Genomic DNA, 22,625 nt, shown 5'->3' with positions numbered 1-22,625 from the left:
GGGTTCGGGGAACGGCACCAGCGCAAGTAAGCCGTCAATCCTACCGGCCCGGCCGCCGGGAACCGAATCCCGCGGCGTCATGCAGCCGCTGTTAGTCCTGGCCGGCAGGACGCTTCTTCTGCGGAAACGGGGTTTCGCCCCGGGCCAGCATGTCCACAAACCCGGCGATCCGGCGCTCCCGGGTGGCTGCCTGCTTGGCGGAGTTGGTCCGGTAGACCAGGGCGAACAGGTTGGTTTTGGTCAGGACGTCGAACATCGCCTGGGCCGCGGGGTTCGCGGCGATGGCGGCGGCAAGGTCCGCCGGAACTTCCAGGTCTGCCTGCCCGCCGTAGGCCGCATCCCAGCGGCCGTCAGCCTTGGCCGCCTCGACGGCCGCCCTGCCGGCGTCGGTCATCTTTCCCGCCTCTTCCAGGCGGGCGATGTGCCCCACGTTCCGGGCGGACCAGACGCTGCGTGGACGCCGCGGCGTCATCCGCTGGAAGGAGCTTTCCGCGTCCCGGCGCCGCAGCTGCCCGTCAATCCAGCCAAAGCAGAGGGCCTCATCCAGCGCGGCCGGGTAGTCGAGGGCGGTGACGGTGCCGCCCTTCTTGTGCAGGACCAGCCACACGCCCGGGCTGGTTTTGTGATTTTCCTCCAGCCAGGCGCGCCAGGCAGCAGCGTCAGGTACCAGCAGTTCCTCAAGGTCATCGGCCATGGCCCAATTCTGCCCGTGCAATCCCCTGCCACAAGCCCCGTGTGCGCCGGCGCGTCCGGTGGCATCATGGCCATACAGCAGCACACACCATTTCTGACCAAGGACAATGCCATGCTTCGAGTCCGTCCCGTCCACTTCACCTCCCGCATTGAGTCCTGGAAGCAGTTCCTCACCGCCCTGGGAATGGTCCAGACAGAGGACGACGGCGGGTGGCAGGTCTTCGACTCCGCCTCCGGCCGCCTGGCTTTGCACGGCGCTGACGCCGGGTCGGGCCAGGACGGCCGCACCGTGTTTGCCGTGGAGGTGGGCGACGTGGCGGAGTTCGCCCGCCGCACCAACCTGTCGGCGCAGGAGGACGGGACACGGGAAGACGGGACACAGGCAGCGCAGCCGGCGGAACTTGTCACGGCGGACCACGGCCAGGCCTGCCGGATCACTGCGCCGGACGGGTTCAGCTTCCTGGCGGACAAAGCCCTCCACGGCGCCCAGTGCGCCGATGCCGATCCCGCGCTGGCGGTCGCCGCCGTCTGGTACACCGCCGAACCCGAGGCTGCCGTCCGCACCCTGCTGCACGTCGGCGCGCGCCCGCGCCCTGTGCCGGACAACGACGAAACCGCCGACTTCACGGCCAAGAACGGCGGGATTCTCTTGGTACGGCCAGCATCGGGGACCCCGCGCTCAGGCCTGGGCTTCGAGTACGACGGCGGCCTGGAACCGCTGCAGGAGCGGCTCACCGGAGCTGGTTTCGCCGCCAGCCTCACCGAGGAGGCCTTTGGCAGCACCCTCCACGTGGCCAATCCGGACGCGGGCAGCCCCAACGCGCCCGCCACGCTTTGGATCTCCCAGCGGCGCCCCATGGGGTAGAACTTAAGCATGAACGTGCGCACACCTGACCCGAATCCCGGCTGGCTCTCCGAAGAAGACCTCTTTGAGGCGCGGGGGCGGCTGCCCATGGTGTACGTGGAGGCAGTGCCGGTGAGGCTGGATCCGCTGGGATACGTCAACGAGGTGGGCACGCTGTTGCAGGCCGACGCCGACGGGACCATGGTGCGCTCGCTGGTCTCCGGCCGGGTCATCTACCGCGAAACCATCCGGGCCGCACTGCTGCGTCACATGGAGAAGGACCTGGGCCCCCTGGCGTTTCCGCAGCTGCCGCTCAGTCCCGTGCCGTTCACGGTGGCCGAATACTTCCCGGCGCCGTCCCAGACCGGATTCACGGACGAGCGGCAACACGCCGTGTCCCTGGCCTACGTCATCCCGGTTACGGGCGAATGCGAGCCCCGCCAGGACGCCCTGGAACTGACGTGGATGACTCCGGAGGAAGTCCTCAGCCCGGGCGTCCAGATGGAATTCGTGGGCGGCCGCGGCGGCCTCATCCGCCAGGCCCTGGCGTTCGCAGGTGTGGGCTTCTGACAACCCCGCCGGGACGTGGGGGTCCCCGGTTTTAGGCGCCCGCCTTTGTAGACTGTAGGGCGGACCGCAAGAGAACTTAAGGACTCCCATGACCGAATCACCAGCCGCCAGGCACCACCGTGAACAGCAGGCTGGATCTCTGACCACCGGCACCCACATCCTCCTTCCGGACGGCCACCGCACCGCCGAAATCGACCAGGTGGAGCTTGAGCGTGACGATTTCGGCTCCCCGGCACTGGTGCTGGCGAGCCTCTCCGGGGGCGGGACGCTGCGGGTGGCCATCGGCACCATGGTCACCGTGGTGGACGGAATGCCCGACGACGTCACCCAGCTTCCGCTGCCGGCCAACCTTCCGGAGGCCACGCCGCTGGAGGCCGCCGCACCCAACGATGGCCGGCAGGAGCAGTCCGGCGGCGGGACGGGACCCATAAATGTGGCGCCCGCCGTCGTCGTCCCTCCCCTGCCGCCGGTGCCGCCTGCGGTGACCGGGCCCGGCGAGGAGGAACTCGCGCTCATCCCGGCGCCCGCCGGCACCCCCGAATCCGTGGTGGAAGCCGCCGCCGAGGCGCATCCGGATGCGGAGGGCGTCCTGCTCCTGGCCGACCGTCTGTCCAAGGGCGTCAATTTCAAGTCCGGAAGCTGCCTGAAGGACCTCAGCGACCTGGCCCACGAACTGTTCATCACGCTCAAGGACGCCGACGGGGCCCTGGCCGTGGCCGACCTCCTCACCGTGCTGCCGTACGACGGGAACCCCGGCCGGTGGACCTCCGTGGAGGCCTCCCTTGCCCTGGCCAGCTACATCTGCCGGCAGGACGGCCAGAACGCGCGCGCCGAGGTCTACGAAAAGCTGATCCGCACCCCTGAGAACCAGGAAACGGACCCGTTCAAGGCGCGCATGGCGGCCAAGGTGCGCCAGCGCTCACTTAACGAGCCCAACCTGTACGACAAGGAAATCTTCCGCTCCATCGACAACTCCAACCACGACGCCGAGCGTGAATGGCGGCTGCTGAGGCTCGAATCCCTGTTGTTCCTGCGGGCGCACGGCGGTTCGGAAACCATCGGGATGTCCGAGCTGGAACGACGGATCAGCAACGAGCTGGAGGCCGTGCGCTCCTAGTCGCTGGAGCGGCGTCCGGGCGGGGGAAATTGCCCCTACCCGGGGCGTAGCCGGAGTTGTACATTCGGGGCTATGACCAACAATCTCAGCGTAGTGATCAACGCCGACGCGCCGCAGGTCTGGACCATGCTGCGTGAACCGTCCAAGGTGGCCCAGTGGCACGGCTGGCAGGCCGAGGACCTGGAGTCCGAGATCAAGGAGATCTACTTCTCCGGCGACGTGGAGGAATCCGCGGACCATGCCCGCCTCACCGTCCACGGCGGGGACACCTTTGAGCTCCACCCGGAAGCCGGCGGAACCCGGGTCAGCGTGACGCGCGGGGCCATGGACCACGACTCCGAGTGGGCTGCCTGGGACGAGGACATCACGCAGGGCTGGCTGACCTTCCTGCAGCAGCTCCGCTTCGCCCTGGAACGCCACCCGCACGGCAAGCGGCACACCCTGTTCCTGCACCTGACGGAGGGAGAGGGCTCCGCGATCGAAAAGCTCGGGCTGGCCGATCTCCCTGCCCCGGGCGAACCGTACCAGGTAACACTGGACACCGGCGAGGAGATCAGCGGCAAGGTCTGGTACCGGACCAGCCACCAGGTGGGCCTCACGGTGCACAGCTATGCAGAGCACGGCGAGGGACTGCTGGTGGTGGCCGACCACCCCGCCATCAAGGACATCCGGGCGGAGGGCGAAGGCTCGCTGGTCATCGCCTCCACCTACGACCTGGGCGCAGGCAAGCTCGAGGCCACCCGGTCCGCCTGGGACTCCTGGCGTTCCCGGAACTACCGGGACTCGGATCCGGTCAGCTGAGGCCGTCTGCTAATTTTTGCGGCAGGTGCATTGCCGGCCCCGGTTTCTTGAGGCGGCGCCAATTGCTGGCACACTGGTACGGTGCCAGCCAACCCCGCCTTCGCCCTGCCTGATACCCGGTCACAGTTTTCCTACACGGTAGGCACGCGCCTGGCGGAAACCTGCCCGCCCACCGGGGCGCAGGCGGGCGACAACGGCGGGGAATTCCTGGGGCGTACAGGCACCATCTCCACGCCGCATGGTGAGATCCAGACCCCGGCGTTCATCGCCGTCGGAACCAAGGCCACGGTGAAGGCGGTCCTGCCGGAATCCATGGCGGACCTGGGCGCCCAGGCGCTGCTGGCCAACGCCTACCACCTGTACCTCCAGCCCGGCGCGGACATCCTGGATGAAGCCGGCGGCCTGGGGGCCTTCATGAACTGGTCCGGGCCCACCTTCACGGACTCCGGCGGTTTCCAGGTGATGAGCCTGGGCTCGGGGTTCAAGAAGGTCATCGACATGAAGACTGTTGCCGCCGCCGGCGCGCCCGGGCCCGACGACGCCGTGGCGCCGGGCAAGGAACGCCTGGCGCACATCGACGACGACGGCGTGTGGTTCAAGAGCCACCTCAACGGGGACCGCCACCGGTTTTCCCCCGAGATCTCCATGCAGGTCCAGCACCGGATCGGCGCCGACATCATGTTCGCGTTCGACGAGCTCACCACGCTGCAGAACTCCCGCGGGTACCAGGAGGAATCGCTGGAGCGCACGCGGCTGTGGGCGGAGCGGTGCATCGCGGAGCACTTCCGCCTCACGGAGGAACGGGCGGGGAAGCCGTACCAGGCATTGTTCGGCGTGATCCAGGGCGCCCAGTACGAGGACCTGCGCCGGAAGGCCTGCCGGGACCTGGGCGCCATGCCGTTCGACGGCTTTGGCATCGGCGGCGCGCTGGAGAAGGAGAACCTGGGCACCATCGTCAGGTGGTGCAACGAGGAGCTGCCGGAGGACAAGCCCCGCCACCTGTTGGGCATTTCCGAGCCGGACGACATCTTCACGGCCATCGAAAACGGCGCCGACACCTTTGACTGCGTCTCCCCCACCCGGGTGGCCCGGAACTCCGCGTTCTACACCCCCTACGGCCGGTTCAACCTCTCCGGCGCCAAGTACAAACGCGACTTCGGGCCGCTGCAGGACGGCTGCGACTGCTACGCCTGCGCCAACTACTCCCGGGCGTACATCCACCACCTGTTCAAGGCCAAGGAGATGCTGTCCGCCACCCTGATCTCCATCCACAACGAGCGGTTCGTGGTGAAGATGGTGGACGACGCCCGGCTGGCCATCGAGTCCGGCACCTTCTTCGATTTCAAGGCAGAAACCCTGGGCCGGTACTACTCCTAGGCTGTGCGCCTGGAAGCTCCGGTAGGGTGGGCGGATGCCCATCGAAATCCCTGCCTCAGAAGGCACCGCAGAGGCCCTGGTGGCCCGCCCCTCCACCGGAACCGGTCCGTTTCCCGGCGTCATCCTCTACATGGATGCCTTCGGCCTGCGCCCCCGCATCCAGGAGATGGCCCAGCGCATCGCCGACTGGGGCTACGTGGTGCTGGCACCCAACGTCTTCTACCGTGAAGGAACGGCCGCGGAACTCGCTCCCACCGGGGACATGTCCAGCCAGGAAGGCCGCGAAGCCGCGGGTAAGGCCGCCTTCCCGCGTGTTGGCCGCCTGACCTCGGACAAGGCGCTGCCGGACATCGATGCCTGGGTTTCGGCGCTGGTGGCGCTCGACGGCGTGGCGCCCGGCCCCATCGGCACCGTGGGCTACTGCATGGGTGCCCGGCTCGCCGTCCGCACCGCCACGTCCCACCCCGGCGTGGTGGCAGCCTGCGGCGGCTTCCACGGTGGGGGCCTGGCCACTGACGAGCCGGACAGCCCGCACCTGGGCCTGACGAATGCGCGGGCCCGTTTCGTCTTTGGCCATGCGGACCATGACCGGAGCATGGCCCCCGACGCCGTCGCCCGGCTGGGCGAAGCGCTGCAGGCTGCCGGGCTTGAAGCCTCCAACGTCATCTACGAAGGCGCGCCGCACGGCTACACCATGGCCGACACCTCAGCCTTCCACCCTGATGCCACCGAGCGGCACTTCAAGGAACTGCGGGCCTTGCTGGACGGGGCCCTGAAGGCCTGAGCCGGCGGCCCGTCGTCGAACCCGCCGGAAAGCGCCCGGCTTTGTGGCCCTGAACACTTGCCCGCGCCTTCCGCTGTACTTCACCACATGGAAACCGTTCGACGACCGATGGCAGGATGGGTGCATGACTTCCGCTTCCCCTGACGCAACGCTGTCCGCCGACGGTCCCGCCGTCGTCCTCACCATCGCAGGCTCTGAAGCCACGGGTGGCGCCGGGGCCCAGGCGGACCTGAAGACCTTCCAGGAACTGGGTGTCTTCGGCATCGCCAACCTCACCTGCATTGTCTCCTTCGACCCGAAGGACAGCTGGAACCACCGCTTCGTGCCGGTGGACCAGCAGGTGATTGCGGACCAGCTGGAGGCCACGACGGCGGCGTACGGTCCGGGATCGGGCGCGCCGTCCGCTTTGGACACGGTGAAGATCGGCATGCTGGGCAGCCCGGCGACGATCAGCACGGTGGCCGGCGCCCTGCAGGAGAACAGCTTTGCCAACGTGGTCCTGGATCCGGTGCTGATCTGCAAGGGCCAGGAGCCCGGCCACGCGCTGGACACCGACCAGGCCCTGAAGGCACAGATCCTGCCGCTTGCCACGTTCGTCACGCCCAACCACTTCGAGGCGGAATCCCTGTCCGGGCTGGAGATCACCGACGTTGAGTCCCTCAAGGCCGCCGCCGTCCGCATCCATGAGCTCAGCGGCGCGGCTGTGCTGGCCAAGGGCGGGGTGCGGCTGGAAGGCCGGGACGCCGTCGACGTTTTCTACGACGGTGAGACCCTGGAAGTCCTGAGCGCCCCGAAGGTGGGCGAGGTTGCCGTGTCCGGCGCCGGCTGCTCCCTCGCGGCCGCCGTCACCGCCGAACTGGCCAAGGGCGCCAGCCCGCTGGAGGCGGCACGGACCGCCAAGGAATTCGTCACCGCCGGCATCCGCAACCGCGTTGCCTCCGGCGCCCCCTTCGACGCCCTCTGGCAGGGCGGCGCCCGCTAAGCCAGCCCAACGCCCCATCATTTTTCGCACTTAAATCCGGAACGCCTCTGCAGTTGCTGCAGAGGCGTTCCGGATTTAGGGGCAATATCTGATGGCGGGTTTGGAGGCGCCTACCGCCGGGGGATGTTGCGGAGGTTGGAGCGGGCCATGCTCACGGCCTCGCCCGCTCCACGGTTGAGGACCACCTTGGACATGGCCGTGGCGAACCCGATGACCTGCGAGCCGGAGATCTTGGGCGGAATGGACAGCGCCTTGGGATCGGTGATCAGTTCCACCAGCGACGGACCCGGGTGCGCGAAGGCTTCCCGGTAGGCGGCCTCGATCTGTGTGGGATCGGTGACCCGGACCGCGTGGAAGCCCAGGGCCTGCGCCACGGCAGCGTAATTGGCGTCCGGCACGTCCACGCCGAAGTCGGGCAGCCCGTCCACCAGCATCTCGAGTTTGACCATGCCCAGGGTGGAGTTGTTGAAGACCACCACGTTGACCGGCAGCTTGTAGGCTGCCGCTGTGATGAGCTCGCCCAGCAGCATGGATAGCCCGCCGTCCCCGGACACCGAGATGACCTGGCGCCCCGGGAACGCCAGTTGCGCGCCGATGGCGTGCGGCAGGGCATTCGCCATGGAGCCGTGCAGGAAGGACCCGATCAGCCGCCGGGTGCCCAGCGGGTTGATGTAGCGCGCCGTCCAGACATTGCACATGCCAGTGTCCGCTGTGAAGATGGCATCTTCAGCGGCCACCTGGTCCAGCAGCGAGGCCGCATACTCCGGGTGGATGGGTTGCTTCTTCTCCACTTTGCGGGTGTAGGCGCCCACGGCCTTGTTCATCAGCCGGTCGTGCTTCTTCAGCATCTGGTCCAGGAACCGGCGGCTCTTCTTGGCCTTCACCAGCGGCAGCAGCGCGCGCAGGGTGGGAAGGACGTCGCCGTGGACAGCGATGTCGACATCGGTCCGGCGGCCCAGCCGCTGCGCCGCGCGGTCCACCTGGGCGGTCCTGGTGTCCGGCAGGAACTGGTCGTACGGGAAGTCCGTGCCAAGCAGGATCAGCAGGTCGGCGTCCTCGATCCCCTCGGCGGCGGCGCCGTACCCCAGCAGGCCGGTCATGCCGATATCGAACGGGTTGTTGTACTGGACAAAGTCCTTGCCCCGCAGCGAGTGCCCCACGGGCGCCTTCGCCAGCTCGGCGAGCGCCATCAGTTCCGCGTGCGCGCCTTCCACGCCGGCGCCGGCAAAGATGGCCACCTTCCCTGCGTCGTTGATGGCGTCCGCCAGGGCCTGCACGCTTGCCGGGTCCGGGACCAGCGCGGCAGGGCGGAACGTGGCCGGAAGCGGCGTGGGTGCCGTTGCCTCCAGCCCGGCGATGTCACCGGGAAGGGTCACGACGGCGACTCCCCCCAGTCCCAGCGCGTGCTGGATGGCGCTGTGCATCACGCGCGGCGCCTGCTCGGCCGTGCTGACCAGTTCCGAATAGACCGAGCATTCATTGAACAGCCGGTCCGGGTGGGTCTCCTGGAAGAAGGTGCTGCCGATCTGCTTGCTGGGAATGTGCGAGGCGATGGCCAGCACCGGAGCGCCGCTGCGGTTGGCGTCGTACAGGCCGTTGATCAGGTGCAGGTTGCCGGGGCCGCAGGAACCGGCGCACACGGCGAGCTTGCCGGTGAGCTGGGCTTCGGCCGCGGCAGCAAAGGCGGCGGCTTCCTCATGGCGGACGTGGATCCAGTCGATGCCGCCCTTCGCCGAGCCTCCCGTCTGGCGGACCGCGTCCACGATCGGGTTGAGGCTGTCACCGACAATCCCGTAGATCCGCTGCACCCCGGCAGCCTTGAGTTGTTCGATGAGCTGGGTGGCAAGTTCCTTGGCCATGGGTGCAGACTCCCGCGATTGTGGTGGTGTTCTGACAGGGCCAATATAGTCCGCCCGGCAGAGGCGGCCATGTGGACCGGGCACAAAAGGAGGCGTACGACGGCGGCCGGGCAGCCGCCGTCGTACGCCTCCTTTGGTAACAAGCGCCCTGGTTCCTGCCGGGCGCTACACGCCGAGGGCATCCTTGTCTTTGCCGCCTGCAGCAGGTGCCTGGTCCCAGGCGTGGCCCTGTTCGTCGTCCAGGTGGGTTGCCTTCTTGTTCTTCAGCGCGAAGATGTAGACCAGCAGCGAGATGGCGATGGCCACCGTGACGTAGGTGAAGAACAGGTCCTCGCGTTCCGCCTTCTGGAAGGCGGCGCCGATCAGCGGCACGGTGCCGCCGAAGAGCGAGTTGGCGATCGCGTAGCCCAGGCCCACGCCCAGGGCACGGATGGAGGCCGGGAAGAGCTCAGCCTTCACCAGGGCGTTGATGGAGGTGTAGCCGCCCACGATCAGCAGGCCGCCCATCATGAGCAGGAACGCGGTGAACGGATCCTTGGTGCCGGCCAGCGTGGACAGCAGCGGCCAGGTGAACAGCACGCCTGTGATGCCGAACCAGAGCAGCAGGGGCTTGCGGCCCACCTTGTCCGAGATGATGCCGTAGACGGGCTGCAGCAGCATGAAGATGAACAGGGCCCAGAAGTTGATCACGGAGGTGTCGGTCTTGGCGATGCCGGAGGTATCGTTCATGAACTTCAGGATGAAGTTGGTGTAGGTGTAGAAGGCCACGGTGCCGCCCAGCGTAATGCCGATGCAGACCATCAGCGGCTTCCAGTAGCTGGTGAACAGCAGCTTCATGGTCCCGGGCTGGGCCTGGCCGGCCACTGCAGGGGTCTTGGCCGCCTCGATCTGTTCGGCCGAGACAGTCTCCTCCATGGAGCGGCGCAGCCACAGCACCACCAGGGCAGCCACGCCGCCGATGGCGAACGGGATCCGCCAGCCCCACTCGCCCAGGTCAGCCTTTGGCATGGCGTTCTGCAGGATCACCAGGACCAGCAGCGCCATCATCTGGCCGCCGATCAGGGTGACGTACTGGAAGCTGGAGAAGAAGCCGCGGCGCTTGCTGGTTGCTGCCTCGGACATGTAGGTGGCACTGGTGCCGTACTCGCCGCCGACGGAGAAGCCCTGGATCACGCGGACGATGACCAGCAGGATCATGGCCCACAGGCCGATTTGCTGCTGCGTGGGCAGGATGGCGATGGCGAAGGAGCCGGCGGACATCAGGGTGACGCTGAGCGTCAGCGCAGCCTTGCGGCCCTTGCGGTCCGCGTACCGGCCGAAGAACCAGGCTCCGATGGGGCGCATCAGGAACGACGTCGAGAAGACGGCCATCGCTTCCAGGCCGGCCTGCAGCTCGTCCTTGGAGTTGAAGAAGTGGGCCTGGAAGTAGGCGGCGAAAACCGTGTAGACGTAGAGGTCGTACCACTCCACGAGGTTGCCGGCCGAGCCTTTGAGGATGTTGCCCACCGCCCGACGGGTCTGGGCTGCCTCCGTGCGGGGCGCGGTATGTTGGGTGCTCATCGGTGAGTTTCTCCTTGTGGTGACTTCGGCCTCCAACGCCGGAGGGCCTCATCCAAGGTATGGGTGATCCACCGCACAACCAACGCGGCGGGGCATTTCCTAACACTTCCTTAGGATTCGGCGACGGGCCCCGCTGGTTCTGCCGGCTGCGGCCGGGCAAATTGGGCCGCCACGGGGTAATCTCACCAAGCGGGCGTGAAACGGACACCGCACAACAGCAAGGAAGATGGCCATGGACGTGCTGATCGTCGAAGACGACGACGCCATGGCCGGCGCCCTGGCCGCCGCCGTGGAAAGCGCCGGGCACCACCCGCAGCGGCTGTCCCGGGGCGTGGACGCGCTGCTCTCGCACCGGAACTTCCAGGTGATCCTCCTGGACCTTGGGCTGCCGGACATGGATGGGCTGGAGGTGCTGCGCAAGCTGCGGCAGGTCACCGATGTCCCCATCCTGATCCTGACCGCCCGCGACGACGAACGCAGCGTGGTGCTCGGGCTCCGCTCCGGCGCCGACGACTACCTGGTCAAACCCGTAAAGCTGGTGGAACTGCTGGCCCGGATTGAAGCGGTGACGCGGCGGGCGGGACGGGGCCGCGGGACACCGCAGGAGGACGTTATTGTCCTGGACGACCTGGTGATCGACCTCAACCGGCGCACCGCTTCCAGGGCAGCCCTCCCCCTCCCCCTGACCGCCACGGAGTTCGAACTCCTGGCCCTGCTGGCACGGCATGCGGGCTCCGTGGTGACGCGCGAGCAGATCCTGGACGCCCTGTGGGGTGACGCGTTCCTGGCCTCCTCCCGGTCCCTGGACGTGCACCTCACCGGGTTGCGGGCGAAACTGCAGAAGCCCGGTTTCATCATCAATGTGCGCGGCGTGGGATACCGGGTGGAGGCGGCTTCCCCATGAGGCTGAGGGTCCTGGGTATCCTCAGCGTGCTCTGCCTGGCGGTGGTCTTCCTCATTTCAGGGACCATCCTGGGTTCGGCCTCCCGGGAACTGACCCAGGAACTGCAGATCAACCGGGCAGCGTCCCTGAACCGGCTGGCACAGGTGGCCTTTGACGCCGCGGGCGACGGCGATACGGTGCGGCTGCAGCGGGAGATGGACACCTACTCGGGGCTCTACGGCGAGGGAATCGTGGTGCGGGTGCAGCAGCAGACCCTGGCTTCCGGCGGCCTTGATGCAGGGCAGCCAGGGGTGCAGGATGCCCTGTCCCTTGGCCGGCTGAACGTGAGCAACACATCCCTGGAACCACTGGAGCCTTTTGGCTCCAATTCCCGGGTCATCTTCCGGCCCTTCGGCAGCGCCAGCCAGGTTCTGGGCGCCGTGGTCCTGGACGTAGACGCCGCAACGGCGCAGCAGAAACTCCGGGAGCGGTGGCTTGCAGTGGCTATCGCTGCCCTTGCACTGGCCGCCGTCCTTTTGGTGGGGGCCGCCCGGGTCACCGGATGGGTTCTGCGCCCGGTCCTGCGGCTTGATTCGGCCGTGCACCAGCTGGAGCGGACCGGGCAGGCGGGACGCCTCCCGGAGGATGGCCCACCTGAACTGCGGGAACTGAGCCGGTCCTTCACGGCCATGGCACGGACCGTCAGCGCCAGCATGGCGGCGCAGCGGCAGCTGATCGCTGACGCGTCCCACCAGCTGCGGAACCCGGTGGCGGCGCTCCGGCTGCGGCTGGACCTGCTCCAGCTTGAGCTGAAGACAGCCCGGGAACACGATGCCGCCGAGAAGGCCCTGGCAGAGCTCGAGCGGGTGGAGGAGATCCTGGATGGGGTACTGAAGCTCGCGGCCGCGGAACACCGGGCGTCCGAAGGTTACCTGCGGGCTTCCGGCAGTCCCGCAGGCCGTGCGCCTGCCCCACCGGTGGACCCGTTCCCCATCCTCCAGGGTGAGCTGGAGCGGGCAGCGCCGCTGGCGGAACAGTCCGGATGCCGGCTGGTCCTTGCTCCGCCGCCTCAGCCGCCGGCGCTGGTTGCCTGCCACCCTGCAGAGCTGGCCCAGATGGCAGATGAACTCCTCAACAACGCCATCAAATACGCGCCGGATGCCACCGTTGCAGCTGCGGTGCGGACGGAACGGGACAAGGTGGTGGTGGAAATTTCCGACGACGGTCCGGGGCTTTCCGATTCCGAGCGCGCCTTGGCTGCCACCAGGTTTTGGCGGTCCCCTCAGCACTCCGCTGTTCCGGGGACCGGACTGGGCATGACCATCGTGGGTGAGCTTGCCGCCGCGAACGGGGGCCGCCTGGTTCTGGCCGAAGCGGCCCCGCACGGACTGGCGGCCCGGATCGAGTTTCCGGTGCCAGCGGCCGCCGAACTGGCAGCCGGCTCCGGCAGGGATGGTGCCCGTGCGTGAACCCGGCGCCCCAACGGGTTCAGGTGCCCCGGGCGGTCCAGCCGCCCTCCGGCCGCGACGGTCCGTGCTCAAGTCAGCCCTCGCCGTCGGGCTCTCCGCATGCCTGCCGTCTGCCCTCGCTGCCTGTACCAGCGGAGCCCGGCCGGAGACCCTGATCGTTGCCGGCGGCGAACCGGGCGGCTTCTACCTCGAGTTCTCAACGCTCCTGGCCTCAGCGCTGGAACGCCACGGACTGGCGAACCATGCCAGGGCCGTGGCCACGGGAGGAAGCCTGGACAACATCGCGGAACTGCGGGCCGGGCGGGCTGCCTTTGCCGTGGCACTTGCGGATGCCGCCACCGACCAGCCGGGAGGGGACGCAGCGGAGATCGCCGCGATCGGCAAGGTGTACGAAAACTACGTCCACTGCGTGGTCCGGAAGGACAGTGGCATCCGGGACATCTCCGGGCTGGCCGGACGCCGGGTCGCCGTGGGCCAGCCCGGATCCGGCACGTCGCTGACCACGCCACGGCTGTTCGAGGCGGCGGGACTGGCCACCTCCGAAGGTGCCGCTGCGCCTCCGGCCGGAACCGCCGCCGTCGAAAACCTTGGCCTGAACGATGGCATCGCCGCGCTCAAAGCGGAGACGGTGGACGCCCTGTTCTGGTCAGGCGGAGTTCCCACCGCGGCCATCGCCGCTGCCCAACAGGACGTGGCACTGGCCCTCCTGGACCTGTCTGGACTGCTGCCGGAACTGCGCCGGCGGTACGGCGGCATCTACGACCGCGTGCTCATTCCGGAGGGAAGCTATCCAGGGGTGCCCGCGGTATGGACGGTGGGTGCTCCCAACCTGCTCCTGTGCCGCAGGGACCTGGACAACGCCACGGTGGAGCGGACGGTGCAGTTGCTGGTGCACTCCGCCGCCGAGCTGATCCCGCAGTCCAGCCTGGGTGTGCAGTTCCTCAGCGCGGAAAGCCTCATCAATACCGCCGGCGTCCCCCTGCATCCGGCTGCGGCGGACGCGTACCGGGCGCTGCACGGCTGATCCGACGCCCGCTCACCTTTGGCACCAAATTCCCAAACGCCCGCTCACCTCTGGCGACTCCAACCCAAGGGCCCGCTCACTTTCGGAAAGAAAGTGAGCCGGCGCGTCTGGAATAAAGCCAAGATCTGAGCGGGGATCGAATGAGGCCCCGAGTGCGCTTCCGGCGCTTTCCACATACGGTTCTCGGGGCGTAGTAGTCCGGGATGCTTCCTCCTTACCGTTTGGTCTTATCCGCAACAGCAAACAAGGTGAGGATCAAGGTGGCCAGGGAGCAACGCAGAGCAATGGCAGGTACCAACCGGACAAGAAAAGAAAACGAGGACGAAAACCGGATCAATTTGCTGGCGCGTGGCGCTGTAACACAAGAGCTGGACGCGTTGCTGCCCGCTTTCCAGCAGTGGTATCGAGAGCATGAGGGCACATGCGATTTCAAGCTCGTTCTTGAACAGCTGACAGGGTTCTACAACGCCTATGGGGCTTCAAGGCTGCGACCGCCCACGGTAACCGCGATGGATCCTGAATGGTTGCTCGAGATGATGGCGGCGCTCTTTGCGGTCCACCAAAAGTGTGCCGTTCTGATTGCCACGAACGTCTATGACTTCTTTCGATTCCTCAGGGATACGAAGCGCTGGTCCGGCAGCTCGGCTTCGTATGCAGAGGCCCAGGCCATTCTCCGCGCTGCGATCTTCGAAGACATGATTACGGGCTTCCCCCAAGCATTAGGAGGACCCAGAGTGGCGACGCTGCCATGCCATGCCTAGCTCCCTGAGTGGGCCTGCAGGAAGCTGTACACCTCGGTTTCGTCCACGCCTGGGAACGCGCCGGGCGGCATGGCGGCCAGGAGATGCGAATGCGCCCGGGCCGAGGGCCAGGCGTTGCCGGCCCACTCGCTGGCCAGTGTGGCAGGCGGCCGCTTGCAGCAGGTGGGATCCGGGCAGTTGGACGTGGCCCGGGCGGTGGTCTCCCGCCCGCGGAACCACTTCACGTGCTGGTACGGCACCCCGATGCTCAGGGAGAACTCCCCGCTGGCAGACCGTTCCGTGCGGGCGGTGCACCAGTAGGTGCCCGACGGCGTATCCGTGTACTGGCTGTAGGCGCTGAACTTGTCCGGAACGTCGAACACGGCCCGGGAGGTCCATGCCTTACAGGACGGCTGCCCCTCGATGGCGCCGGTGTGGTCCTGGGGAAAATTCACGCCGTCGTTCTCATAGGCCTTGTAGATGATGCCGCTCTGGTGTGTCTTCTGGAAATGCGTGGTGATGCCCAGATGTTTGGTGGCCAGGTTGGTGAAGCGGTGTGCGGCGGTCTCGTAGGAAACGGCGAAGGCGTCCCGGATGTCCTCCACCGCGATTTCCTTGGCAGCTTTGGCTTTCTGCAGAAATTCCACGGTGGCCTGCTCTGGCAGGAGCAGGGCGGCGGCGAAATAGTTGGTGGCCACCCGCTGGGCCAGGAAGTCGCCGTAGTTCTTGGGCGTCTCGTGGCCCAGGACGTAGTGGCCCAGGGCCTGCAGCAGCACCGAGCGGGGGTCGTGGTCCTGCCGCTGGCTCTGCGTCAGGTAAATTCTGCGGTTCTTCAAATCAGTCACGGAACGGGTGGAATGCGGCAAATCACCCACGTGGTGGAGGGTGAACCCAAGGTGCGCAGCGATGTCCGCGATGACATGCTGGCTGAGTGGACCCGTGGTGTATCCCACCTCCTTGAGGACATTCTGGGCCTCGGCCTCGTACTCCGGAAAGTAGTTCCCCCGCTCCCGCATCATGGCCCGCAGTTCACCATTGGCGCGGCGGGCTTCCTCAGGGGTGGCCACCTGCTCGTTCATCTTCCGTTCGAGCTCATGCAGCAGCCCCACCTGGGCCTCCAGCACATCCAGCGGAAGCCGCGAACTGATGCGGATTTTGGGCAGGTCCAGGGATTCGTAGAGCGGGCCGCGCTGGTAACGCTCCAGCTCGATTTCCAGGGCCGCGCGCCGGCTTGGCGGCTCGGCGCCAAGCAACTGGTCAATGCTGACGTTGAGCGCCCCCGCAAGGTGCTGGAGCAGGGTCAGCTTGGGCTCACGTTTGCCGTTTTCGATCAGGCTGAGCTGGCTTGGAGCGGTCCCGACGGCGGCGCTGAGGCCATCGAGCGTCAGCCCAGCCTGTTTGCGCAGATGGCGGACGCGGCGGCCCAAGGCGATGACGTCCAGTTCGGCTGCGGCGGTGGAGGGCGGCTGGGAAACGTCCCTGTTCCAGCTTGAAGGTGGCATTTCTGAAGGATACGTGAAGAAGTGCATTTCTTTCCAGTGTTTTTATCTAGAAAGGGGGTTGAAAGTGCTGAAAAGTAGTGGCTACGGAAAGAAACACCGCACCGGAAAAGCCGGTGGGAACCTCAACGACGCGGTTCCCACCTACTCCCTCCGGAGCTCAATCAAGGAGATCAACGATGACTGCAGCATTTGAGCCCACCCAGCAGACGCCCGAACAGCAGGCCGCCGCCCTGGAGCTCGAGTGGGCCGCCAACCCCCGCTGGGAAGGTGTGACCCGGGACTACTCAGCTTCCGACGTCGTCCGCCTCCGCGGCCGCGTCTCCGAAGAACACACGCTCGCCCGCCGCGGCTCGGAGAAGCTGTGGAAGCAGCTCACCGAAGAGCACAAGGAAGGCAAGTACACCAACGCCCTGGGCGCCCTCACCGGCAACCAGGCCGTGCAGCAGGTCAAAGCCGGCCTGCGCGCCATCTACCTCTCCGGCTGGCAGGTCGCCGCAGACGCCAACAACTCCGGCCACACCTACCCGGACCAGTCCCTCTACCCGGCCAACTCGGTTCCCACCGTAGTCCGCCGCATCAACAACGCCCTGCTCCGGGCCGACCAGATTGAATTCTCCGAGGGCATCCAGAGCGTCGAAGACTGGCTGGTCCCGATCGTTGCCGACGCAGAGGCCGGGTTCGGCGGCCCGCTGAACGCCTACGAGCTCATGAAATCCATGATCCAGGCCGGCGCCTCCGGTGTTCACTGGGAAGACCAGCTCGCCTCGGAAAAGAAGTGCGGCCACCTCGGCGGCAAGGTCCTGATCCCCACCCAGCAGCACGTGAGGACCCTGAACGCCGCCCGCCTGGCAGCCGACGTCGCCGGTACCCCCACGGTCGTGATTGCCCGCACGGACGCCGAGGCAGCCACCCTGATCACCTCGGACGTGGACGAACGCGACCAGGAATTCATCACCGGTGAGCGCACCGCCGAAGGCTTCTACAAGGTCCGCAACGGCATCGAACCCTGCATCGCCCGCGCCAAGGCCTACGCTCCTTACTCGGACCTGATCTGGATGGAGACGGGCACCCCGGACCTGGAACTCGCCCGCAAGTTCGCCGAATCCGTCAAGGCCGAGTTCCCGGACCAGATGCTCTCCTACAACTGCTCCCCGTCGTTCAACTGGCGCAAGCACCTGGACGACGCCACCATCGCCAAGTTCCAGCGTGAACTCGGTGCCATGGGCTTCACCTTCCAGTTCATCACCCTGGCCGGCTTCCACGCCCTGAACTACTCGATGTTCGACCTCGCCCATGGCTACGCCCGTGAAGGCATGAGCGCCTACGTCGAGCTCCAGGAAAAGGAATTCGCCTCCGAATCCCGCGGCTACACCGCCACCAAGCACCAGCGCGAAGTCGGCACCGGCTACTTCGACACCATCTCCACGGCGCTCAACCCCAACGCCTCTACCCTCGCACTGGTCGGATCGACCGAAGAGGGCCAGTTCCACTAACTTCCACCGACGGCGGCGCTTGCGTCCGTCGGCAAACCGGACGATCCTCTGCGTGCTATTCCCCAAAGCCGCCTTTGCCTCGCTTGCGCTCGGCGAGGCGGCTTTGGGGCCCCTTTTACGCACGCTGCCGGATGTCCGGTTCACCGCCTCTTCAGGTACGTCACCACCCGCCGTCGAACTTCCCTTTTGTCTTTAAGGAGACTTCAGATGAACAGCTTTACTGACAGCTTCACGATCAATGGCATTACCCTGACCGCGCAGCCGATTTGTCGGCAGGACGAGGTGCTGACGCCGGATGCGCTGGCGTTCATCGCCAAGCTTCACCGGGCCACCGCTGAGCGTCGGCAGGAACTGCTGCAGGCACGGCGGACCAGGCGGGCTGACATCGCCGCGGGCCAGGATCCCCGTTTCCTGCGGGAGACCGAGGAGATCCGGAATGACCCGTCCTGGCGGGTCGCTCCCCCGGCCCCCGGCCTCGAGGACCGCCGCGTTGAAATCACTGGTCCGGTGGACAAGAAGATGACCATCAACGCGCTGAACTCCGGTGCCAAGGTGTGGCTGGCGGACATGGAGGATTCCTCCACCCCCACGTGGCGCAACGTCATCAAGGGCCAGCTGAACCTCACCGACGCCCTGGAGCGCCGGATCGACTTCACTTCCGAAGAGGGCAAGGAATACAAGCTCCGCCCCGCCGGGGAACTGCCCACCATCGTGGTGCGCCCCCGCGGCTGGCACCTGCCGGAGAAGCACATGCTCATCGACGGCACCCCCATCGCCGGCGGGATTGTGGACTTCGGCCTGTTCTTCTTCCACAACGCCCGCCGCCTCCTGGCACAGGGCAAGGGCCCGTACTTCTACCTGCCCAAGATCGAGAACCACCTCGAAGCCCGGCTCTGGAACGACATCTTCATCCTCGCCCAGGACCTGCTGGGCATCCCCCAGGGCACCATCCGCGCCACGGTGCTCATCGAGACCATCACCGCGGCCTTCGAAATGGAGGAGATCCTCTACGAACTGCGCGACCACGCCTCAGGCCTGAACGCGGGCCGCTGGGACTACATCTTCTCCCTGATCAAGAACTTCCGCACCCGCGGGCCCCGCTTCGTCCTGCCGGACCGCGGCCAGGTGACCATGACCCAGCCGTTCATGCGTGCCTACACCGAACAACTCGTCCGGGCCTGCCACAAGCGCGGCGCCATGGCCATCGGCGGCATGGCCGCAGCCGTTCCCAACCGCAAGGACCCCGAGGCCAACGCCAACGCCCTCGAGAAGGTCCGCGCGGACAAGACCCGCGAGGCCAACGACGGCTTCGACGGCTCATGGGTGGCCCACCCCGACCTGGTGCCCGTCTGCCGCGAGGTGTTCGACGGCGCCCTGGGCAGCAAGCCCAACCAGCTGGACCGCCTCCGCGAGGACGTCACTCCCGATGACCGCGCCCTGATCGACGTTGCCGCCACCACCGGCACCATTACCGAACAGGGCATCCGGAACAACATCGAAGTGGGCATCCGCTACATCGAGTCCTGGCTGCGCGGCAACGGCGCGGTAGCCATCCACAACCTGATGGAGGACGCCGCCACCGCCGAGATCTCCAGGTCCCAGCTGTGGCAGTGGATCTACGCCCGGGCCATCACGGACCACGGCGAGATCATCAGCCACGAGTGGGTCGAGGAACTCCTGGACGAGGAATTCGCACGGCTGGAGCGCTTCGACGGCGACCGGTTCGAGGACGCCCGGGACATCTTCGAGGAGGTCACCCTCGCCCGCGAGTTCCCGTCCTTCCTCACCCTCCCCGCCTACGCCCGCTACCTCACCGAGGCCCGCGAGAAGGCCACCGTGGAGGAACTGGCTGCGGCCTGACCCGCAGTAAATTTCCGTCCGCCGGGCCGGCACGCCCTCCGCAACAGGCCCCCCGAAATCCGGGGCGCCGGCCCGGCGACGGAGCACCATCAAACGCCCGCTCATTTGATGCGGCAAAGCTCGGAACGCCCGCTCACTTTCGTCAGGAAAGTGAGCGGGCGTCCTAACGGGCGGGTAAAGCTCGACGGCGGGAGGCCCCTTAGCGACCTTTGGGCACCTTCCGCACGGACAGGGTGGTGGCGGCGAAGAAGGTGAGCACCGAAACCAGGACCAGCAGCAGGGGCGCGGTCCAGGACCCTGAAACGTCATGGACGAAGCCGACCAGCGGCGGGGCCACGGCAGCGAAGCAGTAGCCTACCCCTTGGACGGTGGCGGACATGCGCCCCGCTGACGCCTGGTCGCGGGCAAGCTTGATGATCGCGATGAAGATCAGGGTGATGCCGCCCCCTTGGGCAATGCCACCAAAGGCCGACCACAGCCACCACCACCCGGGCGCCAGGAGCAGGCCCGCCGGGACAGTTGTCCACAGCACTCCCAAGGTGACCGCCACCGCCGTTGTACTCATGGAGCGGGCCACCAGCGGCACGCCCAGTCCGCCCACAATCGCGAGGATCTGGAAGAGCGAGGAACCGGCACCTGCCGCGGAAGCTGACATCCCCAGCTCGTCGTTGAGGTAGCTCGGCAGCCAGGCCGTCACCGCGTAGTAGGAAAATGCCTGCCCGGCGAATCCGGCGGTAAGCCCGGCGGTTATCCCCGCCGAACCCTGGACCGCGGCCTGCCGGATTTCATCGCCGTCTCCGTCGGGTTCCGGCAGGAACGCGGTCCGTGGCCCCACCGCCAGGATCCAGAAGATGATCGCAGCACCCGCCAGCACCCCCACCGATGCCAGGGCGGTCCGCCAACCAACGGCTTCGGCCAGCGGTGCGGTGACCACGGAGGTCACGAACGAGCCGATGTTCAGGGCGGCTGTGTAGATCCCCATGGCCGCGCCCTGGCGCCGGGGTGAGAAGTCGCGCCGGATGATGAGGGGAACAGCGATGTTCCCCACGGTGATGGCCAGCCCGATCACCACCGTGCCAATTACCACCAGCCCGGGACCGCCCGCGGATCGGACCAGCACCCCGGCCAGCACGCCCAGGATGGTCAGGGTCACCGCGAACTCTGCTCCGAACTTCCTGGCTGCCAGGGACGCCAGCGGAGCCGCGAGCGAAAAACAGAGCACGGGAATGCTGGTGAGCAGCCCCAGGACAACAGGCGAAAACCCCAGGTCGGCCTGCATCAGGCCAACCACGGGGGCCACTGCCACGAATGGCCCCCGCAGGTTCAGTGCCAACAGCCCTATGCAGGCCAGAAGGATCCAACTGCTGGGAAGGCGGGCCAATTGACGTCCGCTCACGAAGACCGGCCGGGAAAGAGAGGTGAGTTCATCACTCCCATTGCTATCACGACCGGCGCGGCGGGAGTTTCAGGCTCCCTGTCCGCCGCCCCTGCCATACGATGAACGTGACCCACGGACACAGGACACCGCGAAGGACAGCCATGACGCACCGCCTTGCCATCCTCGACGACTACCAGGACGTGTCCCACGGGTTCGCCGACTTCGCGGCCCTGGAGGCCGAAGGTGTCACGGTCACGTCCTACCGCGAGCCCTTTACGTCGCCAGCTGCGCTGGTGGCTGCTCTGGCGGACACCACCATGGTCATCGCCATGCGCGAGCGGACGGCGTTCCCGCGGGAGGTCTTCGAGAAGCTGCCGGCGCTTGAGCTGCTGGTCACAACCGGCATGGCCAACGCCTCGATCGACGTTGCCGCAGCAGCCGAGCACGGGGTGACGGTGTGCGGCACGCCTGGCTCACCCACGGCCGCGCCGGAACTGACCTGGGCCCTGCTCCTGGCCATTGCCCGGCACCTCCCGGCGGAGGAAAACTCCCTCCGGGCCGGCACGTGGCAGTCAACGGTGGGAGTGGAGCTGGCCGGAAAAACCCTGGGCATCGTGGGTCTTGGCAAGATCGGCCGGCGGGTGGCCGCGTACGCACAGGCGTTCGGAATGGACGTCGTGGCGTGGAGCCAAAACCTCACAGCCGGCGCTGCCGCGGAAGCCGGTGCCCGGCTGGTGTCCAAGGAGGAGCTCTTCACGGTCGCGGACGTCGCCACCCTCCACCTGCGGCTCTCCCCGCGGTCGGAGAACACCGTGGGCGAGGCCGAGCTGCGGCTGCTGGGCCCGGAAGGCATCCTGGTGAACACCGCCCGCGGGCCCTTGGTTGACCAGGAGGCCCTGGTCAAGGCGCTCAACCAGGGATGGATCCGCGGAGCCGCCCTGGACGTCTTCGACCAGGAGCCGCTGCAGGCAGGGCATCCGCTGCTGGCCGCACCGAACACCGTCCTTTCGCCCCACCTGGGCTACGTCACCCAGGAAAGCTACCGGCAGTTCTACGGCTGCGCCCTTGAAGACATCACCGCCTGGCTCGCCGGCTCCCCCATCCGAACCATCAGCGCCTGACCTGGAAGCACGCATGACCCACACCATCCGTACAGCGACAACGGACGACGCCGGCGCACTGGCCGCGCTGGCGGCCGTCACCTTTCCGCTGGCCTGCCCGCCGTCGTCGTCGCCTGCCGACATTGCCGCCCACCTGGCCGACACCCTCAGCGAGGACCACTTTGAGGAGTACCTCGCGGACCCGGACACCACCATCCTGGTCATCGACGCGGACGGGCAGCTTAACGGCTACAGCCTGCTGGTGGACCGGCCCGCGGCGGATCCGGACGTAACCTCAGTCCTGACCCTGCTGCCGTCCGTGGAGATCAGCAAATGCTATGTCCATCCCGACTATCACGGGCTGGGCGCCGCCGCTGAACTGATGCACGCAAGCCTGCAGGCAGCGGCAGCCCTGGGCGGCGCCGGAGCCTGGCTGGGGGTCAACAGCCAGAATGCCCGTGCCATCCGCTTCTACGACAAATCAGGCTTCCGGAAGGTGGGGACCAAGTCCTTCCGGCTGGGCAGCACGGTGGAACACGACTTCGTGCTGGAGCGCCCCCTGCCGTAGGCGGTCCACCGCTTTCCGGCC

Annotated in this window: 20 protein-coding genes; 15 read left to right on the top strand and 5 right to left on the bottom strand. The window is 67.1% G+C overall.

From position 1 onward, the window contains the following. Positions 1–91: 91 nt before the first annotated feature. A complete protein-coding gene (locus FBY36_RS12140) occupies positions 92–694 on the bottom strand; it encodes a YdeI/OmpD-associated family protein (protein ID WP_142119725.1) in 603 nt (200 codons plus the stop codon). 111 nt (positions 695–805) lie between these two features. Here FBY36_RS12140 and FBY36_RS12135 point away from each other — a divergent pair, with 111 nt between their 5' ends. From FBY36_RS12135 to FBY36_RS12105, 7 genes are all read left to right on the top strand, one after another. Further along, the gene (locus tag FBY36_RS12135; protein WP_142119723.1) at positions 806–1,558 is read left to right on the top strand and encodes a VOC family protein; all 753 of its coding nucleotides are present in this window, start codon (positions 806–808) and stop codon (positions 1,556–1,558) included. Positions 1,559–1,567: 9 nt separating this feature from the next. Continuing rightward, positions 1,568–2,107 (top strand): NUDIX hydrolase family protein, encoded by a 540-nt coding sequence (locus FBY36_RS12130; protein WP_056337381.1) that lies wholly within the window; start codon positions 1,568–1,570, stop codon positions 2,105–2,107. 88 nt (positions 2,108–2,195) lie between these two features. Next, positions 2,196–3,224: a DUF6707 family protein gene (locus FBY36_RS12125; protein WP_142119721.1), complete on the top strand. Its 1,029-nt coding sequence runs from the start codon at positions 2,196–2,198 to the stop codon at positions 3,222–3,224. A gap of 72 nt (positions 3,225–3,296) precedes the next feature. Next, complete coding sequence (locus FBY36_RS12120) at positions 3,297–4,025, top strand: SRPBCC family protein (RefSeq protein WP_142119719.1); 729 nt, start codon at positions 3,297–3,299, stop codon at positions 4,023–4,025. A gap of 81 nt (positions 4,026–4,106) precedes the next feature. Continuing rightward, positions 4,107–5,402: a tRNA guanosine(34) transglycosylase Tgt gene (gene tgt, locus FBY36_RS12115; protein WP_142119717.1), complete on the top strand. Its 1,296-nt coding sequence runs from the start codon at positions 4,107–4,109 to the stop codon at positions 5,400–5,402. Between the two features lie 34 nt (positions 5,403–5,436). Continuing rightward, positions 5,437–6,186, top strand: a complete 750-nt coding sequence (locus tag FBY36_RS12110; RefSeq protein ID WP_142119715.1) for a dienelactone hydrolase family protein — start codon at positions 5,437–5,439, stop codon at positions 6,184–6,186. A gap of 124 nt (positions 6,187–6,310) precedes the next feature. Beyond that, complete coding sequence (locus FBY36_RS12105) at positions 6,311–7,168, top strand: hydroxymethylpyrimidine/phosphomethylpyrimidine kinase (protein WP_142119713.1); 858 nt, start codon at positions 6,311–6,313, stop codon at positions 7,166–7,168. Between the two features lie 110 nt (positions 7,169–7,278). On the opposite strand, the gene FBY36_RS12100 is transcribed toward FBY36_RS12105, so the two are convergent. Both FBY36_RS12100 and FBY36_RS12095 read right to left on the bottom strand, forming a co-directional pair. Beyond that, positions 7,279–9,027, bottom strand: a complete 1,749-nt coding sequence (locus FBY36_RS12100) for a pyruvate dehydrogenase (RefSeq protein WP_142119711.1) — start codon at positions 9,025–9,027, stop codon at positions 7,279–7,281. A 165-nt stretch (positions 9,028–9,192) separates the two neighbouring features. Next, entirely contained in the window at positions 9,193–10,587 is a 1,395-nt protein-coding gene (locus FBY36_RS12095; protein WP_142119709.1) for an MFS transporter, read from the bottom strand. Positions 10,588–10,819: 232 nt separating this feature from the next. Between FBY36_RS12095 and FBY36_RS12090 the strand changes: the two genes are divergently transcribed. The 4 genes from FBY36_RS12090 to FBY36_RS12075 all read left to right on the top strand — a co-directional run bounded on the left by FBY36_RS12090 (position 10,820) and on the right by FBY36_RS12075 (position 14,724). After that, positions 10,820–11,491 carry a response regulator transcription factor gene (locus FBY36_RS12090; RefSeq protein ID WP_142119707.1) on the top strand — a complete coding sequence of 224 codons (672 nt, stop codon included), beginning with the start codon at positions 10,820–10,822 and terminating at the stop codon, positions 11,489–11,491. After that, entirely contained in the window at positions 11,488–12,939 is a 1,452-nt protein-coding gene (locus FBY36_RS12085) for a sensor histidine kinase (protein WP_142119705.1), read from the top strand. The genes FBY36_RS12090 and FBY36_RS12085 overlap by 4 nt, the downstream gene beginning before the upstream one ends. Further along, positions 12,923–13,963, top strand: coding sequence for a TAXI family TRAP transporter solute-binding subunit (locus tag FBY36_RS12080; protein ID WP_142119703.1), 1,041 nt, complete (start codon positions 12,923–12,925; stop codon positions 13,961–13,963). The genes FBY36_RS12085 and FBY36_RS12080 overlap by 17 nt, the downstream gene beginning before the upstream one ends. Before the next feature lie 284 nt (positions 13,964–14,247). Continuing rightward, positions 14,248–14,724 carry a hypothetical protein gene (locus FBY36_RS12075; protein ID WP_142119701.1) on the top strand — a complete coding sequence of 159 codons (477 nt, stop codon included), beginning with the start codon at positions 14,248–14,250 and terminating at the stop codon, positions 14,722–14,724. On the opposite strand, the gene FBY36_RS12070 is transcribed toward FBY36_RS12075, so the two are convergent. Then, complete coding sequence (locus FBY36_RS12070) at positions 14,721–16,232, bottom strand: helix-turn-helix transcriptional regulator (protein ID WP_142119699.1); 1,512 nt, start codon at positions 16,230–16,232, stop codon at positions 14,721–14,723. The genes FBY36_RS12075 and FBY36_RS12070 overlap by 4 nt on opposite strands. A gap of 149 nt (positions 16,233–16,381) precedes the next feature. On the opposite strand from FBY36_RS12070, the gene aceA reads away from it, so the two are divergent. Then, the gene (gene aceA / locus FBY36_RS12065) at positions 16,382–17,698 is read left to right on the top strand and encodes an isocitrate lyase (RefSeq protein ID WP_142119697.1); all 1,317 of its coding nucleotides are present in this window, start codon (positions 16,382–16,384) and stop codon (positions 17,696–17,698) included. Between the two features lie 207 nt (positions 17,699–17,905). Then, positions 17,906–19,558, top strand: coding sequence for a malate synthase A (gene aceB / locus FBY36_RS12060; protein ID WP_142119695.1), 1,653 nt, complete (start codon positions 17,906–17,908; stop codon positions 19,556–19,558). A 199-nt stretch (positions 19,559–19,757) separates the two neighbouring features. On the opposite strand, the gene FBY36_RS12055 is transcribed toward aceB, so the two are convergent. Beyond that, the gene (locus FBY36_RS12055; protein ID WP_142119693.1) at positions 19,758–20,954 is read right to left on the bottom strand and encodes an MFS transporter; all 1,197 of its coding nucleotides are present in this window, start codon (positions 20,952–20,954) and stop codon (positions 19,758–19,760) included. Between the two features lie 143 nt (positions 20,955–21,097). Between FBY36_RS12055 and FBY36_RS12050 the strand changes: the two genes are divergently transcribed. Together FBY36_RS12050 and FBY36_RS12045 are read left to right on the top strand one after the other, a co-directional pair. Beyond that, a complete protein-coding gene (locus FBY36_RS12050) occupies positions 21,098–22,057 on the top strand; it encodes a D-2-hydroxyacid dehydrogenase family protein (protein ID WP_142119692.1) in 960 nt (319 codons plus the stop codon). Between the two features lie 13 nt (positions 22,058–22,070). Then, a complete protein-coding gene (locus FBY36_RS12045; protein WP_142119690.1) occupies positions 22,071–22,604 on the top strand; it encodes a GNAT family N-acetyltransferase in 534 nt (177 codons plus the stop codon). Positions 22,605–22,625: the final 21 nt, after the last annotated feature.

The organism is Arthrobacter sp. SLBN-122 (assembly GCF_006715165.1).
In the GTDB taxonomy this organism is placed as follows: domain Bacteria; phylum Actinomycetota; class Actinomycetes; order Actinomycetales; family Micrococcaceae; genus Arthrobacter.
This window is presented reverse-complemented; position numbering and strand designations above follow the sequence as displayed.

What these genes read in the sequence shown, in the direction of transcription:
- FBY36_RS12140 (WP_142119725.1), bottom strand. Translation starts at nt 694, where the DNA reads ATGGCCGATGACCTTGAGGAACTGCTGGTACCTGACGCTGCTGCCTGG.
- FBY36_RS12135 (WP_142119723.1), top strand. Translation starts at nt 806, where the DNA reads ATGCTTCGAGTCCGTCCCGTCCACTTCACCTCCCGCATTGAGTCCTGG.
- FBY36_RS12130 (WP_056337381.1), top strand. Translation starts at nt 1,568, where the DNA reads ATGAACGTGCGCACACCTGACCCGAATCCCGGCTGGCTCTCCGAAGAA.
- FBY36_RS12125 (WP_142119721.1), top strand. Translation starts at nt 2,196, where the DNA reads ATGACCGAATCACCAGCCGCCAGGCACCACCGTGAACAGCAGGCTGGA.
- FBY36_RS12120 (WP_142119719.1), top strand. Translation starts at nt 3,297, where the DNA reads ATGACCAACAATCTCAGCGTAGTGATCAACGCCGACGCGCCGCAGGTC.
- FBY36_RS12110 (WP_142119715.1), top strand. Translation starts at nt 5,437, where the DNA reads ATGCCCATCGAAATCCCTGCCTCAGAAGGCACCGCAGAGGCCCTGGTG.
- FBY36_RS12105 (WP_142119713.1), top strand. Translation starts at nt 6,311, where the DNA reads ATGACTTCCGCTTCCCCTGACGCAACGCTGTCCGCCGACGGTCCCGCC.
- FBY36_RS12100 (WP_142119711.1), bottom strand. Translation starts at nt 9,027, where the DNA reads ATGGCCAAGGAACTTGCCACCCAGCTCATCGAACAACTCAAGGCTGCC.
- FBY36_RS12095 (WP_142119709.1), bottom strand. Translation starts at nt 10,587, where the DNA reads ATGAGCACCCAACATACCGCGCCCCGCACGGAGGCAGCCCAGACCCGT.
- FBY36_RS12090 (WP_142119707.1), top strand. Translation starts at nt 10,820, where the DNA reads ATGGACGTGCTGATCGTCGAAGACGACGACGCCATGGCCGGCGCCCTG.
- FBY36_RS12085 (WP_142119705.1), top strand. Translation starts at nt 11,488, where the DNA reads ATGAGGCTGAGGGTCCTGGGTATCCTCAGCGTGCTCTGCCTGGCGGTG.
- FBY36_RS12080 (WP_142119703.1), top strand. Translation starts at nt 12,923, where the DNA reads ATGGTGCCCGTGCGTGAACCCGGCGCCCCAACGGGTTCAGGTGCCCCG.
- FBY36_RS12075 (WP_142119701.1), top strand. Translation starts at nt 14,248, where the DNA reads ATGGCAGGTACCAACCGGACAAGAAAAGAAAACGAGGACGAAAACCGG.
- FBY36_RS12070 (WP_142119699.1), bottom strand. Translation starts at nt 16,232, where the DNA reads ATGCACTTCTTCACGTATCCTTCAGAAATGCCACCTTCAAGCTGGAAC.
- aceA (WP_142119697.1), top strand. Translation starts at nt 16,382, where the DNA reads ATGACTGCAGCATTTGAGCCCACCCAGCAGACGCCCGAACAGCAGGCC.
- aceB (WP_142119695.1), top strand. Translation starts at nt 17,906, where the DNA reads ATGAACAGCTTTACTGACAGCTTCACGATCAATGGCATTACCCTGACC.
- FBY36_RS12050 (WP_142119692.1), top strand. Translation starts at nt 21,098, where the DNA reads ATGACGCACCGCCTTGCCATCCTCGACGACTACCAGGACGTGTCCCAC.
- FBY36_RS12045 (WP_142119690.1), top strand. Translation starts at nt 22,071, where the DNA reads ATGACCCACACCATCCGTACAGCGACAACGGACGACGCCGGCGCACTG.